We start from the raw sequence: 17,620 nt of genomic DNA, 5'->3' as shown, positions 1-17,620 counted from the left end.
CGGCCGACTACTTGGTCTGGGCGATCCAGCCACCGTCGACGACAAGGTCGGTGCCGGTGATAAAGGAGGCCTCCTCAGACAACAGGAAGCGGATGGCATTGGCGATGTCATCGGGAAGCCCGATGCGGCCCAACGGTGTTCGTTGTTCCATGTCGGTCCGTCGGGCCGGGTCGAACCGATAGAGCGGTTCGATCATCGGGGTGAGTACCGCACCGGGGCACACGGTGTTGGCACGGATGCCTTCAGGCCCGAGTTGCAGCGCCAGGGTGCGGGTGAGTGACACCACCGCAGCCTTGCTCACCTGGTAGGCATCCAACGGTGAATCCATGTTCCGCAGACCGGCGATGCTGGCCACGTTCACGATGCTCTTGCCTCGGCCGGCCCGCAGATAGGGCACCGCGGCGACCGTGAGTCGTCGCGTCCCGTGCAGATTGACCCCCAGGGTCAGCTCCCACACCGATTCCTCGACGTCCAGAGTCGACCCGTCGCGGTCGAAGAACGCCACCCCCGCCGCGTTCACCAGGTAGTCGAGTGCGTCGCCGGGCAGAGCTCGCAGTAGGTCCTGCGGGTCGCCGTCGACCAGGTTGTGGCGAACGTATCTGACTTCGGCCGGCAACCCGGGGACGCTCGCGACGACATCGGTGGCGACGACACGGACACCGTCGGCTACCAGGCGCGCCACCGTTGCCGCACCGATGCCCCCGCCGGCGCCGGTCACCAAGGCGGTACGAGTCACTGAGGCACCGCCAGAGCCTCGGCGAGCCGTTTACCGGCGAAGTCCATCGCGTCGTCGGCGGTAGGAAACACTTCGGTGAGACCGAAGAATCCGTGCACCATGCCCGGACTCAGGTGCGTCGTCGTCGGCACCCCGGCAGCGGTGAGCGCCTCGGCGTACAGCTCGCCCTGCGGCCGAATCGGATCGCATTCGGCGAGGATCACCGTGGCGGGGGCGACACCGGCGAGATCGGCGCCCAGGATGCTGACCCTGGGATCCGCGGCGGCGTCGGGGCCGGGTAGATAGTTGTCCTGGTGCCACTGCATCTCGTCGCGTTCCAGCATCACGGCCTGGTACTCGTCGTCGAAGCCGCGCACCAGGTCCGTCGTGGTGACCGGGTACACCAGGAGTTGATGGCGCAGTGCCGGCGCGCCGGTATCGCGGGCGTGCAGTGCGACGGCGCCGGCGAGGTTGCCGCCGGCACTGTCGCCGGCGACTGCCAGTCGGCTGGTGTCGACACCGAGACCCGAACCGGTCTCGGCCGCCCAGGTGAGGGCGTCGACGGCGTCGTCAACCGCGGTGGGGAAGCGGAACTCCGGTCCGCGACGGTATCCGACCGACAGCACCGCGCTGCCCGACGCCTTGGCCAGCAGGCGCGTCGCCACGTCGTGGGAGTCGATGCTGCCCAACAGCCAACCACCGCCGTGGTAGTACACCGTCAACGGCAGTGCGGCGATGTCGGCGGTGGGCAGGTACAGCCGTCCAGGAATGGTCTGGCCGTCGCGGGTCGGGATCGCCACATCGCGAAGCCGGTGGATGGGTGGCTTCGTCAGCGCTGCGAAGGTGTCCTCGAAGTTCTGGCGGGCTGTCGACACCGGAAGCAGATGGGCGTTGGGGCGCCCGGACTTCTTGGCATCGTCGAGCATCTTCTGGGCGATGGGATCGATCGGCAACGTAACTCCTTCGAAGTCAGTTCTTCTGAAGCGGGGTGGGTTCAGACGCGTTCGTAGTAGCGGCGCATCTCCCAGTCGGTGACGGTGTGGGAGTCGAAAGCGACCAGCTCGCTGCGCGACGAGGACAACAGATGATCGAACACGTCGTCCCCGAACGCCGCGCGGGCCATCTTGCACTCTTCGAAGAGTCGTAACGCCTCGTGCAACGAGGTGGGCACGATCGGCACACCGTCACCGTCCCAGGCATTCCCGTCGAAGATATCCGGCATCGCCAGTTCGCGGTTGATGCCATCCAGACCTGCGGCGATGGTGGCCGAGTAGGCGTAGTACGGGTTGACGTCCCCGCCGGGGATGCGATTCTCCACCCGGAACGACGGCCCGTTGCCAACCAGCCGGAAGGCGCATGAGCGGTTGTCTGAGCCGAGCGCGATGGCGGTCCCCGCGAACTGATCGGGCTGAAAGCGTTTGTAGGAGTTGACTGTCGGTGCCAGCATCAGTGCGATGTCGGTGGCATGCAGCAGCTGACCGGCCACGAACGACCCGAACTGTGCCGACATGCCACCGCCGGACTCCGACGACCAGCTCAGCGGACGGTTGTCTGCCGACCAGATGCTCACGTGCAGATGACACGAGGAACCGACGTCGTCGATCTTGGGCTTCGCCATGAATGTCACGGTCAGATCCGCCGCGTGCGCCAGTTGTTTGACCCCGTACTTGAACAGCACATGCCGATCGGCCATCTCCAGGGTGTCGCAGTAGTCGAGGGTGACCTCCTGCTGGCCGAGTCCCCATTCCGGCTTCGACGACTCGATGGACACGCCGAAACCCGGCATCTGGTTGCGGATCCGCTCGATGAACCAATCGTCACGGCTGGATTGGATCATCTGGTAGTCGGATCGGTAGTCCGACAGCATCTTCAGATCCTGGTAGCCCAGCTCCCAGGCCTGGCGGGGCGGTGTGGCGGCGAGGAAGAACTCGAGCTCAGAGGCGAATTTGAAGATCAACCCCTGGGCGCGCGCCCGCTCGATCTGCCGTCGGAGAATGGTGCGCGGCGCCACCGGGAGCATGGTGTCGGATTGCGATTCGTAGGCATCGCAGAGCACCAACGCGACATGTGGCTCCCAGGGCACCCGCCGCAGCGTGCTCAGGTCCGGTACCAGCCGGATGTCGGCCCAGCCGTTGGCCGCATTGGACACCGGCAGATCCAGCGGGTTCATCTCGAGGTCGACGGCGAAGATGAAACTGCTGGCGTTGATGCCTGCGCCACTCAATCCCAGGGATCTGAACGCCGGGATGGTCAGCCGTTTGCCGACCAGTCGACCATAGGGGTCGGGGGTGGCACACACGACGGTGTTGATCTCCCCAGAGGCAGCGAGCCCCTCGAACTGGTCGAGGTCGAGGCGGGTGCATTCGTCGTTCATTGATGCTCCAGATGACGGGTGAGTTCCCAGGATGTGATGGTGGTCCGCAGCCAGTGCGCATAGCGTTCGGCCTCGGCGCGGCGAGTGGCGGCGAAGGACGCGCAGAACGCCTTGCCGACCAGGTCGGGCAGCCACACCGAGCTTTGAAAGGTGTCCAGCGCGGCCGGCAGGTCACCGGGCAGCGGCGCGGGTTCCTCACCTTCGGCAGGCAGGCTCAGGTTGCCCTCAAGACCGTGCAGTCCGGCGGCCAGCAGCGCCGCTGCGGTGAGGTACGGGCTGGTGTCGGCGCCCGGCCTGCGATGTTCGACGCGGGCGGACTTGGCATCGTTGAGGATCAGCCGGCATGCCGCAGCGCGGTCGTCGTATCCGTAGGTGGCCGCGGTGGGCGTGAACATCTGAGGATCGATGCGTTTGTACGAGTTCACATAGGGATTGAACAGAACCGTGGTGTCGGCCATACCGGCGAGCAAGCCCGCCAGGTAGTGCGAAGCCTCTGTGGAGAGCAGCCCGGGTCCGGTGGAGAAGATGTTAACGCCATCACGGTTGAGGCTGGAGTGCACGTGGCCACCGGCCCCGGATTTGTCGCCGAACGGTTTGGCCATGAAGCTGGCGTGCAGGCCGCGTTCGGCGCATAGTTCGCGCAGGTACTGACGGGCCCGCACCGCCGCATCGGCCGCCCGGCAGGCCGGGGCGGGCGCCATGGTGAACTCGAAGAACCCGGGTCCGAGTTCGGTGTGGAACATCTCGATCTCGATGCCGATCGAGTGCATTCGATCGATGAACTCGACTGCCAGGAGCTGCATCTGGGCCATCCTGGTCAGCGAGTACGCGTTCTCCGTCGAACCGAGCGGTCGTCGCGTCCCGTCCTCGTCGGGGCCGTCCTGGAAGACCCAGAACTCGAACTCGAACCCCAGTACCGGCTCCAATCCACGCTCGGCATATCGCTCGACCAGGGCGCGCAGGCAGTGACGCGGTGACATCTCGACCGGAGTGCCGTCGGCGGCCACCAGATCGGCGATGACGGCGTCGGTGCCCGGCCGCCAGCCCAACTCGACCCGGGTGGACTCGTCGGGGGTCAGCAGTGCGTCGGGGTATCCGTTGGCGGCGTTGCTGTACGGGGTGTCGGTCACCTCGTCGGCGAGCGACAGCCCGTAGACGATCGTGCAGAACGCCAGGCCGGTCGGATCGACGGTCTTCTCGGCGCGGACCAACTTCCCGCGGATTCCCAGGTCGTAGTCGGGAACTTCAACTTGTGTCATCGCGACCGCCATCACTGATCTCCTCGTCGGCTCGGCCTGCGGTCGGGATTGCGTCCGACTCTTGCGTACACGTCATCGGGTATGTCGGCCGGGTCCCGGTACACCCACCAGGTGCACTCGGAAACCGGTTGCTCGGGATCCCAGACGGGCGCATCGATCACCCGGGTGGGGAAGCCGAGCCGATCGATCGGCATCACCTCGTTGAGCAGGCAGCAGTGCACGCAATAGCTGCAGACCCCGACGGCGTTCCAGGCCCAGTCGTGAGGCTCGGTGGTGACGGCGAATCCGAACGGCGCACCTGCACGAGGTGCACCGTCGGTGATGCGCTCATCCAGACTGCGACCTCCGGAACCGCACGGTGCGAAGCGAAATCCAATTCGGGTGGGCTCGGTAATGATCTCGATGTCACCCTGACGGCCGGTGCCGGCCAGGTGGGCATGGAAGCCGTCGACGATCGCGACCATCAGCTGATGGGCCGAGACGTCCCACGACTGGTTGCTCACCGCGTACCGCGCAGCATGCACCTCGTACCAGTCGGCCATCAGCGCATCCCACAGATCGCCGAGGCAGTGTTCACCGAGAGTGCGCACGGCAATGTCGATCATGCCGCTGACCCGGTCCACCGCCTGGTCGTGCACACCCTGCCATACGGCGCGAGCGGTCTCGATCGCCACGGCGGCGTCCTCTCGCCGCGAGCGACAGGCCCGAGCGGCTGCCTCGACGGCGCTGAGGTAGCGGGGCCACTGCGCCTCGATGCCCCGCATGGCCGGCGCACCGATCAGCCCGGTCAGCCGTGATTCCCATTCATCGATGAGATCCCCTGCCACACCGTGAGATCGAATCCACTCCCGGATCGCGATCGGCCAGCGCTGATAGACCTCGCGCAGTTCCTCGGCCTCGGCAACCGAGACCTCGACCAACTCCGCGGCAGCCTCCCAGTTCCCGCACTTGAGGTGCTCGACGGCCACTCGAAACGTGCCCTTGGACAACTCTGCCCAGCTGCCCACCCGTGCCGCCCGGCCCAGTGCCGGTTCGTAGGCCACCACCGTGGTGGACCCGATTTCGGTCATGTCAGCTGGAACCCTCCATCGACGCGCAGGTCACTGCCGGTGATGTAGCCGGCCTGGTCACTGAGCAGAAAGGCGACCGCGCACGCGATATCGGCCGGATCGGCGAATCGGCCCGCGGGCACTCGGCAAGCCAGTGTGGGCGGCAGGGTAGCGGTGCCCCCGTGCGGGGCGGCCATCGGTGTGGCGACGAACCCCGGCGAGACACTGTTGACCCGCACCCCGTCGGCAGCCAGCGCGCGGGCAGCGGACTGAGTGAGCATCTGCAGCGCCGCCTTGGACGCCGCGTACTGCGGCGTCGGGTCCGGATCTGTCAGAGCCACGACCCGGCCGGCTTCGATCGAGCTGATGTTCACCACCGCGGCCGGGGAGGCGTCCCGCAGCAGCGGGGTCAGCGCATCGATGGTGTTGTAGGCGCCCACCACGTTGATCTCCAGGCAGCGCATCCATATCTCGCGCGACACCCCGCTGAATCCGGTGTCATCCAGCACTCCGGCACAATTGACCAAATAGGCAATCCGCTGCGGTACAGCTCCGATCGCGTTCAGGCGCTCCAGCAGCGCGGGTTCGCGAACGTCGATCGCCGCGACCGCCTGCAGTTCGGCCCGATGATCGGGATCCGGTTGCGGCGTGCGTACGTCGAGGCGGATGGTGCGCACCCCGGCCGACATCAGCATGCGGGAGATCGCCGCGCCGATCCCCGACGCGGCGCCGGTCACCAATGCTTCCCCACCGCTGAAGGTCAGTGGGAGCGTGGGAGTCGGCGCGGCGGGGCTCATTTCGCGCCGAACCGGCGGTGGTGCTCGGTCAGCGCGTCGGCGAAGCACTCCCGAGGGGCGCGGATCACTCCGGCGCCGATCTGTCCGCCATCCCTGCCGGCCAGTCCGACGTCCATCACCGGCAGCACCCCGGTCTCGAGGACCTTGCGTGCATCGATGCCGGTCGGCGTGCCGCGGAAAGCGAACTGCGGGATGCGGTAGGTGCTGTTCTCTCCGTGGGTGATCGAGTACATCTGCAGATTGCGCTCGATCATCACCTCGGGCGACCCGCCCTGGTACTCCTGCAGTGAGAGCGCACATGCCTGGGCGAATCCGCCCAGCCCCACCGTCTCGGTGATCGGGGATTCACCACCCATCCAGGTGATCTCGTCCTCGGTATGGCCGGCGAAGAGCTTGCCCTGATGTATCGGCGGAGGTCCCTCGAACCAGGTGTCGCCGAGTCCGGCGAGCTTGATCGCGAAACCCCGGCAGCTGAATGCCATCGCCGAGACCAGGGTCGAGCCCGGCACCACCATCGCGTCTGCGGAGGCCTTGGCCGCGGCCATCGACAGGCGCAGAAAGAAGTAGTCGTTCTCGGCCAGGTGCAGCATCGTCTCCCGCACCCCGGGCACTCCGTCGTCGCACATGTCCAAGATTGCCGGCATGATCTCGCGATTGAACAGGATGGAGGCTGCGGCATTACGACTGTGCACCTCGTCACCCATCCGCAGCGCCCGCGCGATCAGGGGTTTGAGGGCTATACCGCCCCGGCGTCGGATCGCCTCCCCCACCACCGGGGCCAGCACGGTGTTCACATGGAGCAGCCTGTCGTGGACGCCCTCGTCGTAGCAGCCGTAGTTCAGCCGCCGGGGCTCCTTGCCTTCGTAGAAGTTGCAGAACCCGCGGTTGCCGTGGTTGCGGTTCTCGACGACGAACACCGGCATCGATGCGGTGTAGATCCCGGCCAGCGATCCGACGGCGCCGTAGTCCTGGCAGGCGCCGACCTCGATGCGCCCCGACTCGAATCCTTCGATGGCCCCACCGCGGTCATCGGCCAAACCCTCGAACAGCGCGCCGCCGATCAACGCCTCGCGCTGCCCGCCGGTGTAGTGCGACCACGCCATGGGCGCTCCTGAGGTCAGCACCAGATTGTCGCGGTACCCAGGCAGCACGTCACGTGCGGCGGCCACGTCGACCACCCACGGGTCGGCGGCGTCAAGCCGTTCGAAGGACCTGGCATTGGCCTGCTCGACGGAGCCCAGGCTCGAGGCCGGGTCGCTGCTCAGCCCGGCGGCGGTCACCATGCGACCACTCCCCCATCCACCAGCAGAGTCTGAGCGGTGATGAACGATGCCCGCGGCGACAGCAGGAACTCCACGGCCTCGGCCACCTCCTCGGGTTCCCCGATGCGCTTGAGCATCGCGTAGGACGCGCTGACCTCCTCGCCGCCCGACACTCGCGCCATCGACGGGCTCATCGGCGCCCGGATGACGCCGGGAGCAACGTTGTTGGCCCGAATCGAGCGCGGCGCAAGCTCTTCGGCGATGTAGCGGGTGTAGGCAGCAATGCCCGCCTTGGTGGCGCCGTAGACCGATGCCCCGCGAAATCGCCCGAAGTGTCCGGTGAGACTACCCACGTTGACGATGGCGCTGCCGGCGGTGAGCAGCGGTGCCACTGCGTCGGTGACCCGCGCCATACCGGCGATGTTGACCTGGAACATCAGCGCGAGCTTGTCTTCATCGAGTTCGCCGAGGAACGAATCTCTGAGTATCCCCGCACAATTGACCAGACCGAACAGCGTCTCGCCGGGATCGACCACCGAGGCCACCGCCGCGTCGACGGCGGCCCGGTCGGTGATGTCCATGACGACGGGTTGCGTGCCCGCCAGGCCCTCGGCAGTGAAGTCGGCGGCCTCCACCGCATCCTTGAGGTCGGCTGCCACCGGTTCATATCCGCCCTGCCGCAACCGGCGACAGATGGCCTGTCCGATGACACCGGCGCCGCCGGTCACGATGACTTTGTTTCCCAACACCTCAACCCTTCTCGGCCGGCGATCCACCACTGGATCCATTCCCGAAGTCTCACCCATAAAGCACTATTGGTCAAGTTTTTAGGTCTTTAAATTCGATCCAGTCTCTGCCCAAGTCCTGATTCACCCTTTGGACCAAAGGGCGGGTCAAAGTGCTCATCACGCCTGATGCGGTAACGTGCGGACAGAGGAAAGGGGGCTCCACATGACCGCGGAACGCCCGTCGGCGTTGAGCCCGGTTCGCCAGATCCCCGCTCATGAACTCGTCGTGGATCAGATGCGCCGAGCGCTGGAGCTGGGCCAGTTCCGGCCTGGCGACCGCCTGCCCACCGAACGCGAACTCTCCGAAATGCTCGACGTGTCCAGGACCACCGTGCGTACCGCGGTGGCGGTGCTCGAACGTGAGGGCCTGATCGCCGTGCGCCGCGGCCGCGGCGGCGGCTTCACCGTTCAGGCGCCGCACATCGATCCGGTCGAGATGCGTCGCGAACTACGCCGCAACAAGCGGGCAATCCGCGATGCCTTCGACTACCGCATCATCGTCGAGACCGGGGCCACCCGACTTGCCGCCAGCCGACGCAGAGCCGCCGACGTGGCCGACCTGCGCAAGCTGCTCGGAGGTATGGAATCGGCACTGGAGGTGGCGCTCCGGGAGAAGTCGGCACAGCGGACCATCGAATTCCAGACCCTGGACTCCGCGTTCCACATGGGCATCGCCCAGGCCGCCCAGAACGACCGCCTGCTCGACGCCGTCGGCGATGCCCGCCGGCGGATGTGGCTTCCCGTCGGTGCGATCTTCGGCCGGCTGGAACCCAACGCCAACGACTTCCACGAGTCGATTCTGGAGGCGATCGAGAACCGCGACCCGGAACTGGCCGCCTCTAGGATGGAAGCCCACATCAACGACACCCGCAATACGCTCGAAAGCTGGCTCAAGCGCTGACCTTCGCGCACCACGCCGGATCATCAGCCGACCGGCTTGTCATCGAACACTGTGGAGCCGATCCGTGCGTAGAGCTCCGGCTTGGCCTTGCGCCAGTACACCGCCACCGCGATCGACCCGAACAGCAGGGTCAGCAAGATGTACGGAATCATCTTGAAAAACAGGGTGTCCGACGCGCCGCCGGCCGCGGCCGACATATTGGAGGCCATCAGATAGATGACGTACACCATGCCGGCTCCACCGATGATCGGCGCCGCCAATGTCCGCCACCAGTTCGCGGTCTCCGGATGCTGCTTCTTGACGTGGAAGTACACCACGGTGGCTATCGAGGACATCGTCTGCACGGTGAGCAGGCACAAGGTGGCCAGAATCGCCACCAGGACGAAGAGCACCGCGTAGGGGTCTGATCCGCTCACAGCACACACGATCAGCACGATCGATGCGAACACGCTCTGTGTCAGCGACGCGATGTAGGGCGACGCGTGCTTGGGGTGTGCCAGCCCGAGGCGGCGAGGTAGCAGCCCATCGCGGCCGAAGGCGAACAGATAGCGCGCGGCGGAGTTGTGAATCGCCAGTGCACAGGCGAACGAGCCGCCGACCATCAACCATTCGAAGATCACTATCGCCCACTGACCGAGGTACTGCTGCGTCGGCGCATAGATGAGGTCGAATGGAGCAGCACCCGAGGATAATTCGACGGCCTTCGCCGGACCGTTGCCGACGATCATCCCCCACGCGATGAACGTGTAGAACACCCCGATACCGATGACGGCGATCATGGTGGCCTGCGGCACGATCTTCTTGGGGTTCTTCGATTCTTCCCCGTAGATTGCGGTGGACTCGAAGCCCACCCACGACCAGAACGCCATCAGCAGACCCAGACCCACCACGCCACCGGCCACTCCATTGGTGCTCAGCGCGCTGACGGGGTTCAGCGACGCCCAGCTCATCCCCTCCGGATGGGCCACCAGGGAAGCCGTCGCGGTCAGCGCCAGCATCACGATCTCGGCGACGAGTACGGCGCCGAGCACCTTGGCAGCCACCGAGATGTCCCAATGGGACAGCGTCGCAATGACGATGACACCGATCGCGGCGTAGACCAGCCACGGCAGTTCGATCCCGAACTGCGCGGACATGGCCTGATCGGCGAAGACGGAGAAGATGCCGATCAGGCCGGCCTCCATCGTCATGTAGGTAAACATCGACATCACCCCGGCCGGTAGACCGGGAATCTTCGACCAGCCTCGGGACACGAACGTGTAGAAGGCGCCGGCGGCGGTGATATGCCTTGCCAGCGCTATGAATCCGATGCTGAAGATGCTCAGCACGACGGTGGCGATGATGAAACCCGCCGGCGCTCCGAGTCCGTTGCCGAAGCCGACCGCGACCGGGAGGTTACCCGTCATCGCGGTGATCGGTGCGGAGAAGGCGACCACCATGAAGACCACACCGGCCAGGCCGATGGCGCCTCGCTTGAGGGTGTGCCCTTCGCCGGTTTCGGTGGCGATTTGCGCCGGGGGATCTGATCTGACGGCCATTCAGAGCCTGCCTTTCGTCGATGGTGACATGAGTCACTGACCTGACAGGAGCGTAGGTTGGTAAAGACCTAAAAACAAGACCTATAGACCATATGTTTACACGCGCTTGACACAACGCCGGACGAAGGCGCCCGGGACCATCCTGATAGTTACCAGCGCGCACGCGTCAGCAAGGGGTGAGGACGCCGGCAGAAGCGCATCGCGACCTCCACACCGACGTCGCGATACACCGGCGTCATCGCGTTTCCGGAATGCGCTGACGGTTCAGCGCTGCAGCAGCTCCAGCAGATAGGCGCCGTAGCCCGATTTGAGCAGCTTCCTGGCACGGGCTTCCAGCGCCGCATCGTCGATGAAGCCGACCCGCCAGGCCACTTCTTCGGGCACGCTGATCTTCAGCCCCTGTCTGCGCTCGATGGTTCGAACGAAGTCGGCGGCGTCCAGCAGCGAGTCGAATGTTCCGGTGTCCAGCCACGCAGTACCCCGGGCGAGCACCTCGACGCTGAGCCGGCCCTGGTCCAGATAGGTCTGGTTGATCTCGGTGATCTCGTATTCGCCGCGCGCGGACTTGCGCAGCGAGCGTGCGATCTCGATGACGTCGTTGTCGTAGAAGTACAGGCCGGGCACCGCGTAGTGCGACTTCGGCGTCGCCGGCTTTTCCTCCAGCGACAGCGCTGTGCCGTCCGCGTCGAACTCGACGACACCGTATGCCGACGGATTGGCCACCCGGTAGGCGAATACCGCGCCACCGCTGACGTCGCGGAAGCGCTGCAGACTGGTGCCCAGGCCGGGACCGTAGAAGATGTTGTCCCCCAGCACCAGCGCGACGGAGTCGGAGCCGATGTGCGCCGCGCCGATGACGAACGCCTGCGCCAGGCCCTCGGGCTCGTCCTGCACCGCGTAGCTCAGATCGATGCCCAGATCCGTGCCGTCGCCCAGCAGCCGGTGGAACGCCTGGACGTCCTGCGCGGTGGTGATGACCAGGATGTCGCGGATACCCGCCATCATCAGCGTCGAGAGCGGGTAGTAGATCAGCGGCTTGTCGTACACCGGTACCAGTTGTTTGCTGACGCCCATGGTGATCGGGTACAGCCGGGTGCCCGAGCCGCCGGCCAGGATGATTCCGCGCATCAGCCCGTCAGATCCGCCTCGGTCAGATCGGTGGCGGCCAGCGCTGCGGCGAGATCGGGGTGCAGGAAGACCGAGGTGACGCGGTCGTGCACCACCCGGAAGGCCGACGCCGCCGAGCCGGTCTCCCCGGTGACCGAGACCGTGCGCTGTTCGGCCACCACCACGCCGTCGCGGACGAAGATACGGCCGGGTTCAATCTTGGCGTCCAGCGACTGTGCCCAGTCGCGTAGCGCGGCGTGTCCCTGGGCGGCTCCGCCGGCGTGACCGATCTCGATGTCGTCGCTGGACAGCTCCAGCAACGTGTCGAGGTCGGCGGCGTTGAGCGCGTCGTGCCAGGCGAGGACGGTGGCCATCTCCGAAGTGGTCATGCTGGCGAAGGTACTCACTCAGAACGGGGTGCGCTCCAGCCACCCGTCCCAGACGGTGGCGTCACCGAGAACTTCCAGTCCGGCCTCGGCGGCGGTCTTGCGCCGCACCGTGGCCATCAGCAGCGCGTTCACCGGCCCGCGCAGGGCCACGCTGCTCTTGTTGTGGCTGTGCGCCCACCACAGGCCGTCGTCGTCGTGGGCGATGGTCCACTCCCCCGTCGGCCCGAGCTTCTCCTCGGTGGCGTGCAGATGGATGGACTGGCCGCGATCCAGGGCGGGCGGATGGCGCTTGTCGACGGTGGCCAGTTCGATCCACTCGCTGAGGCCGTCGGCGGCGAAATCGGCGGGCAACTCGAACTCCGCACCCAGTGCCAGCGCTGCGTCGGCGCGGTGCACTGCGGTTTCGTGCACACGTCGACGGATCCACCAGCCGGCGGGCCGCGGCCCGACGAACGTCCACACCCGCGCGTCGGAGCCGACGTGGTCGACCGCGTCGATGATCATCTGCGCTCCCCGGTCGAGCCACTGGGCCGCGGCGTCGGGATCGTCGGGCGGCCTGCCGTCACGTACCTCGCGGGGGTCCAGCGGCTGGTTCCGCCGTTCACTGATGATCTGTGCGGCCCAACGGTTTCCGCGTCCCACGTGGCGGTACAGCTGTTTGAGGGTCCACTCCCCGCACGTGGGTACCGGCGTCGCCGGGTCTGCCGACCGGATCAGTTCACCGAAGGCTCGAGTCTGCTCGAGCAGGGCTGCTCGGAAGTCCACCCCTACGAACCTAGCGCGGCGCGCGTCTTCCCAAGGGTGATCGGCAAGGTTGACCACCCGCGCAACACCCGGGTGTCGCGGCGAGCGCCCTGGCCGGCCAGCCGGGCTTCCGGATAACGCTCGAAGAACGTCCGCAGCCCGACCTCACCCTCGGCGCGGGCCAGGGCCGCGCCCAGGCAGAAGTGTCGCCCGCCCGAGAACGACAGGTGCCGCCCGGCATTGTCGCGTTCGATGTCGAAGCGGTGCGGGTCGGTGAACACCTTCGGGTCGCGGTTGGCGCCGGCCAGGTGGATCACCACCAACTCACCGCGTTTGATCTCGGTGCCGGCGATGGTGAGGTCCTTGCGCGCGAATCGGGCGCTCATCTGCACCGGTGAGTCCAGCCGCAGGATCTCCTCGACCGCGGTGGGCCACAGCTCGGGGCGGGCGGCCAGCGTCTCCAGGTGGTGCGGGTTGTCCAGCAGCATCCGGATGCCGTTGCCCAGCAGATTCACCGTGGTCTCGAACCCGGCGGCCAGCACCAGCCCGGCGGTGGCCTGCAGTTCCCGCTCCGACAACCGGCTGGCTTCGTCGGCGGCCCCGCTGGCCTGGATCAGCTGACTCATCAGGTCGTCGCCGGGGTCGCGGCGCAACGCGGCGAGATGGTCGCCGAGCCACGCGTTGAAACCCACCAGACCCTCGTGGACCCGGGTGTACTGCTGCCACGACAGCCCGATGTCCAGGCTGGGGGCGCCGAGCTCGCCGAAGTGCAGAATGTGCTGGCGGTCCCGCTCGGGAACACCGAGGATGTCGCTGATCACCGCGACCGGCAGCTGCGAGCAGTAGCGCTCGACGACGTCGACGATCCCGGGTTCGCTTTCCAGGTCGTCGAGCAGCGCGTCGGCGGTGTCCTGAACCCTGTCGCGCAGCGCGGCGACGGCCCGGCTGGTGAACACCGAGGACACCAGCTTGCGGCACCGGGTGTGGTCGGGCGGTTCGATCGACAGCAGCGACGGCGGCTCGATCGGGTGCAGCAGCCCGGGATGAGTTTGCCGGTTCACCCACTGCAGGGGTTTGGGCAGCCCGGCACCCAGTGCTGACACCCGAAAGTCGTCGGAGCGCAGGATCTCGCTGGCGACCTCGTGGTCGACGGTCATCAGCACCGCGCGGCAGCGGATCACCGGCCCCCGGTCACGCAGTCCGTCGGCGAAGGCCGCCGGATCGGCCCGCGCCACCGGGTCGGCGATCAGCCTGGCCTGCGGGTCGTCGCCCCGGCGCACCGCGAACTTGGCCAGCCCGCGCACCACACCGTGCAGCGCCAGCCATCTGATGCGTTGTCGCAAATCGGCTGCCATCACGCCAGCTTAAGCACAGCCATACGCGCGACGCTACGCCGACGCCGGCTCCCCGCCGAAGCGACCCAATGCGTACACCTGCCACCCGGCCGCTCGCCATCGCTCGACGTCGAGGCAGTTGCGGCCGTCCACAACGACTTTCGCCCGCACCGTGTCGGCGAGCCGGGTGGGGTCGAGGGCGACGAACTCGTCCCACTCGGTGAGGACCAGCACCGCATCTGCGCGTTCGCAGGCCTCGGCGACCGTCGTCGAGTAGTTCAGCGTCGGGAACAGCCGGCGGGAGTTCTCGATCGCCTGCGGGTCGTAGACGTTGACCGTGGCGCCGTTGAGTTGCAGCATTCCGGCGACGTTGAGCGCCGGGGAGTCCCGCACATCGTCGGACTCCGGTTTGAACGCCGCGCCGAGCACCGCGATGTTGGCCCCCAGCAGTGAACCGCCGCACGCCTTGGTGGTCAGCTCCACCATCCGGGTGCGGCGGCGCATGTTGATGCTGTCCACCTCGCGCAGGAACGTCAGCGCGTGGTTGGCGCCGAGCTCACCGGCGCGGGCCATGAACGCGCGGATGTCTTTGGGCAGGCAACCCCCACCGAATCCGAGGCCGGCGTTGAGGAAGCGCCGCCCGATCCGGGCGTCGTAGCCGAGCGCGTCGGCCAGCAGTGTGACGTCGGCATCGACGGCCTCGCACACCTCCGAGATCGCGTTGATGAACGAGATCTTGGTGGCCAGGAACGCATTGGCAGACACCTTCACCAGCTCGGCGGTTTGCAGATCGGTGATCAGCAACGGCACCCCGTCACCGAGCAGCGCAGCGTACATCTCCCGCAGCACCGGCTCGGCGAGTCGTGAATTTCTTTGCACCCCAAGCACAATGCGGTCGGGGTGCAGGGTGTCCGCGACGGCGAACCCCTCCCGCAGGAACTCCGGGTTCCAGGCCACCTCGATGGTGACGCCCTCCGGAGCGAGGCCCGCGGCACGCTCACTCAACTCTGCTGCGGTGCCGACCGGCACCGTCGACTTGCCGACGATCACCGCCGGACGGGTCAGCAGTGGCACCAGGGTGTCGATCACGGCATGGACGTGACGCAGGTCCGCGCCGTACTCACCCTTCTTCTGCGGTGTTCCGACCCCGAGGAAGTGCACATCGGCGAAGCCCGCCGCCTCGGCGTAGTCGGTGGTGAACCGCAGCCTCCCGGCCTCGATGTTGCGCTGCAACATCTCTCGCAGTCCGGGCTCGAAGAACGGGACGTCGCCGGCGGCGAGTTTGGCGATTTTACCGGCGTCGATGTCGACCCCGAGAACGTCGTGGCCGAGCTCGGCCATGCCCGCGGCGTGGGTCGCACCGAGGTAGCCGGTCCCGAAGACGGTGCACCGCATACCGACTGTATAGGCAGCCTCGGTGAGCTGGCCGCTACGCGACACTGAGCGGCAGGCCAACGGCAGGTGACGAATGCCCGCTCAGGCCCGGTCGCCGGCCGTGAGATCCAGGGCGATGTCGACCAACATGTCCTCCTGACCGCCGACCAGACCGCGCCGCCCTGCCTCTTCGAGCAGCGTGCGGGCGTCGAGACGGTAGCGCTTTGCGGCGGCCTCGGCGTGACGCAGGAAGCTGGAGTACACGCCGGCGTAACCCAGCGTCAGGGTTTCCCGGTCGACGCGCACCGGCCGCTGCTGCAGCGGCCGGACCAGGTCGTCGGCCGCGTCCTGCAGCGCGTGCAGATCGCAGCCGTGCGTCCAGCCCAGCTTGTGCGTGGCGGCGACGAACACTTCCAAGGGCGCGTTGCCGGCACCGGCGCCCATGCCTGCCAGCGACGCGTCGATCCGGGTGGCCCCGTGCTGCACCGCTGTGATCGAGTTGGCGACCCCCAACGACAGGTTGTGGTGCGCGTGGATCCCGATTTCGGTGCTCGCGAGCAGGGTCTGCCGGAGCGCATCGACACGCTCGGCGACGTCTTGCATCACCATGGCACCACCGGAGTCGACCACATACACACAGCCGGCGCCGTGCGCTTCCATCATCTTGGCCTGTGTGGCCAGCGTCGACGGGTCACTCAGGTGGCTCATCATCAGGAATCCGGCGGTGTCCATGCCGAGCTCGCGGGCCGCTGCGATGTGCCGGGCGCAGATGTCGGCCTCGGTGCAGTGCGCGGCCACCCGCACCACCGTCGCGCCCGCGTCCCGGGCCGCTCTGAGATCGCGCACCGTGCCGATGCCCGGCAGCACCAGGGTCGCCACCCGGGCGCGCTGCACCACCGACGCCACGGCCTCGATCCACTCCAGATCAGTGTGCGCACCGAACCCGTACGTGCATGTGCCCCCCGCCAGCCCGTCACCGTGCGCGACCTCGATCGAGTCGACGCCCGCGGCGTCGAGGGCCGCGGCGATCGCCGCCACCTGGTCGACGCTGTACTGGTGGGCGACAGCGTGCATCCCGTCGCGCAGCGTCACGTCGCTGAGGTAGAGGCGCCGACTCCCATCACGCATGTCGTGTGGCTCAATCATGCTGTCGCATCCGTGGTTCGGGTGCTGGCGACGCGCTCGGCGGTTGCCACCGCCGCCGAGGACATGATGTCGAGAGCGCCCGCGTGGTCGGGAAGGTGATCGGAGACAGCGACGATCTCCAGCAGCACGGTGAGACGTGTTCCGGTGAAGGATCCGGTCTCCGGGAGGTACAGTGGAGCGGCCGCGGAGAAGGTCTCGAATTGCACCCGTTGCTTGAGCCGGTAACCCGGGACATAGGTATTGACCCTGTCCACCATGGCACCGACAGATCCGGTGATGGCGGGCTGCGACACGTCGCCGCCGACCAGACAGTAGACAGTTGTGCGGGCCGCGATGGGCGGGTCGGCGGGATTGAGGATGAGCACTGCGCGGGCTCGCCGGGCTCCGCCTACGGATTGCACTGCCGAGACCGTGGTTTCGATGAATTCGTCGATGCCGGCCCGCGCACGCGGACCGGTGGAGCTCGCCGAGAGCGCGCAGACGACCTCGGCGTAGGACACCGTGGCGACCTGACCGACCGCGGCCACGATCGGCGCGCCCGCCTGAGCACCCCAGGTGCCCATGTTCAGGTACGGCGCGCCGAGGTGCTCGTCGATGTTGACCGCGGGCACACAGTGCGGCCCGGCCGCCGCCGGACCCAGATCCAGGACCCGCACGCCGCGTTCGCCCCATCCGGCCTGGGCACCCGATTCCCCTGCGTCGAACACGATTTCGACGTCGTCGTCTGCCGGCGCTCCGACGGTGAGCGCCCCACCCCTGCTCAGGATCTTGGCCCGTAGGTCCGTACCGAGGTCCCCCGACCCGAGGATCGCCACCGGGCAGCGGTGCATCGGTGTCATCGCA

At 67.0% G+C, this 17,620-nt stretch carries 17 protein-coding genes; 1 reads left to right on the top strand and 16 read right to left on the bottom strand.

What is annotated here, in order from left to right; all coding sequences use genetic code 11:
- Window positions 1–7 precede the first annotated feature (7 nt).
- Genes ACNUDN_RS02275 through ACNUDN_RS02240 form a run of 8 tightly spaced genes read right to left on the bottom strand, consistent with a single transcriptional unit; the run spans window position 8 to window position 8,202 of the window.
- Window positions 8–736: an SDR family NAD(P)-dependent oxidoreductase gene (locus ACNUDN_RS02275; RefSeq protein WP_419120434.1), complete on the bottom strand. Its 729-nt coding sequence runs from the start codon at window positions 734–736 to the stop codon at window positions 8–10.
- A complete protein-coding gene (locus ACNUDN_RS02270; RefSeq protein WP_419120433.1) occupies window positions 733–1,668 on the bottom strand; it encodes an alpha/beta hydrolase in 936 nt (311 codons plus the stop codon). Before ACNUDN_RS02270 ends, ACNUDN_RS02275 begins: the two co-directional genes overlap by 4 nt.
- Before the next feature lie 41 nt (window positions 1,669–1,709).
- Complete coding sequence (locus ACNUDN_RS02265; RefSeq protein WP_419120432.1) at window positions 1,710–3,089, bottom strand: glutamine synthetase family protein; 1,380 nt, start codon at window positions 3,087–3,089, stop codon at window positions 1,710–1,712.
- The gene (locus ACNUDN_RS02260) at window positions 3,086–4,360 is read right to left on the bottom strand and encodes a type I glutamate--ammonia ligase (RefSeq protein WP_419120431.1); all 1,275 of its coding nucleotides are present in this window, start codon (window positions 4,358–4,360) and stop codon (window positions 3,086–3,088) included. The genes ACNUDN_RS02265 and ACNUDN_RS02260 overlap by 4 nt, the downstream gene beginning before the upstream one ends.
- Window positions 4,360–5,418: a hypothetical protein gene (locus ACNUDN_RS02255; RefSeq protein ID WP_419120430.1), complete on the bottom strand. Its 1,059-nt coding sequence runs from the start codon at window positions 5,416–5,418 to the stop codon at window positions 4,360–4,362. Before ACNUDN_RS02255 ends, ACNUDN_RS02260 begins: the two co-directional genes overlap by 1 nt.
- Complete coding sequence (locus tag ACNUDN_RS02250) at window positions 5,415–6,194, bottom strand: SDR family NAD(P)-dependent oxidoreductase (protein ID WP_419120429.1); 780 nt, start codon at window positions 6,192–6,194, stop codon at window positions 5,415–5,417. Before ACNUDN_RS02250 ends, ACNUDN_RS02255 begins: the two co-directional genes overlap by 4 nt.
- Window positions 6,191–7,477, bottom strand: a complete 1,287-nt coding sequence (locus ACNUDN_RS02245; protein WP_419120428.1) for a YlbE family protein — start codon at window positions 7,475–7,477, stop codon at window positions 6,191–6,193. The genes ACNUDN_RS02250 and ACNUDN_RS02245 overlap by 4 nt, the downstream gene beginning before the upstream one ends.
- A complete protein-coding gene (locus tag ACNUDN_RS02240; protein ID WP_419120427.1) occupies window positions 7,471–8,202 on the bottom strand; it encodes an SDR family NAD(P)-dependent oxidoreductase in 732 nt (243 codons plus the stop codon). The genes ACNUDN_RS02245 and ACNUDN_RS02240 overlap by 7 nt, the downstream gene beginning before the upstream one ends.
- 205 nt (window positions 8,203–8,407) lie before the next feature.
- On the opposite strand from ACNUDN_RS02240, the gene ACNUDN_RS02235 reads away from it, so the two are divergent.
- On the top strand, window positions 8,408–9,145 hold the full coding sequence (locus ACNUDN_RS02235; RefSeq protein WP_419120426.1) for a FadR/GntR family transcriptional regulator: 738 nt from the start codon (window positions 8,408–8,410) through the stop codon (window positions 9,143–9,145).
- A 23-nt stretch (window positions 9,146–9,168) separates the two neighbouring features.
- Here the strand turns inward: ACNUDN_RS02235 and ACNUDN_RS02230 are convergent, their stop codons facing one another.
- The 8 genes from ACNUDN_RS02230 to ACNUDN_RS02195 all read right to left on the bottom strand — a co-directional run bounded on the left by ACNUDN_RS02230 (window position 9,169) and on the right by ACNUDN_RS02195 (window position 17,616).
- A complete protein-coding gene (locus ACNUDN_RS02230) occupies window positions 9,169–10,683 on the bottom strand; it encodes an APC family permease (protein WP_431959253.1) in 1,515 nt (504 codons plus the stop codon).
- Between the two features lie 264 nt (window positions 10,684–10,947).
- Window positions 10,948–11,811: a glucose-1-phosphate thymidylyltransferase RfbA gene (gene rfbA, locus ACNUDN_RS02225; RefSeq protein ID WP_419120424.1), complete on the bottom strand. Its 864-nt coding sequence runs from the start codon at window positions 11,809–11,811 to the stop codon at window positions 10,948–10,950.
- Entirely contained in the window at window positions 11,811–12,179 is a 369-nt protein-coding gene (locus ACNUDN_RS02220) for a nuclear transport factor 2 family protein (protein ID WP_419120423.1), read from the bottom strand. Before ACNUDN_RS02220 ends, rfbA begins: the two co-directional genes overlap by 1 nt.
- Before the next feature lie 18 nt (window positions 12,180–12,197).
- Window positions 12,198–12,944 (bottom strand): maleylpyruvate isomerase family mycothiol-dependent enzyme, encoded by a 747-nt coding sequence (locus ACNUDN_RS02215; RefSeq protein WP_419120422.1) that lies wholly within the window; start codon window positions 12,942–12,944, stop codon window positions 12,198–12,200.
- Between the two features lie 2 nt (window positions 12,945–12,946).
- The gene (locus tag ACNUDN_RS02210; protein ID WP_419120421.1) at window positions 12,947–14,278 is read right to left on the bottom strand and encodes a cytochrome P450; all 1,332 of its coding nucleotides are present in this window, start codon (window positions 14,276–14,278) and stop codon (window positions 12,947–12,949) included.
- Between the two features lie 33 nt (window positions 14,279–14,311).
- Window positions 14,312–15,652 carry a UDP-glucose dehydrogenase family protein gene (locus ACNUDN_RS02205; protein ID WP_419120420.1) on the bottom strand — a complete coding sequence of 447 codons (1,341 nt, stop codon included), beginning with the start codon at window positions 15,650–15,652 and terminating at the stop codon, window positions 14,312–14,314.
- A gap of 81 nt (window positions 15,653–15,733) precedes the next feature.
- Window positions 15,734–16,777, bottom strand: a complete 1,044-nt coding sequence (gene dmpG, locus ACNUDN_RS02200) for a 4-hydroxy-2-oxovalerate aldolase (protein ID WP_419120419.1) — start codon at window positions 16,775–16,777, stop codon at window positions 15,734–15,736.
- Window positions 16,774–17,616, bottom strand: a complete 843-nt coding sequence (locus ACNUDN_RS02195) for an acetaldehyde dehydrogenase (acetylating) (protein WP_419120418.1) — start codon at window positions 17,614–17,616, stop codon at window positions 16,774–16,776. The genes dmpG and ACNUDN_RS02195 overlap by 4 nt, the downstream gene beginning before the upstream one ends.
- Window positions 17,617–17,620 lie beyond the last annotated feature (4 nt).

This window comes from Mycobacterium sp. smrl_JER01 (assembly GCF_048513595.2).
Lineage (GTDB): Bacteria > Actinomycetota > Actinomycetes > Mycobacteriales > Mycobacteriaceae > Mycobacterium.
Note: the sequence above shows the minus strand (reverse complement) of the source record. Positions and strands in the feature narration are given on the sequence as shown.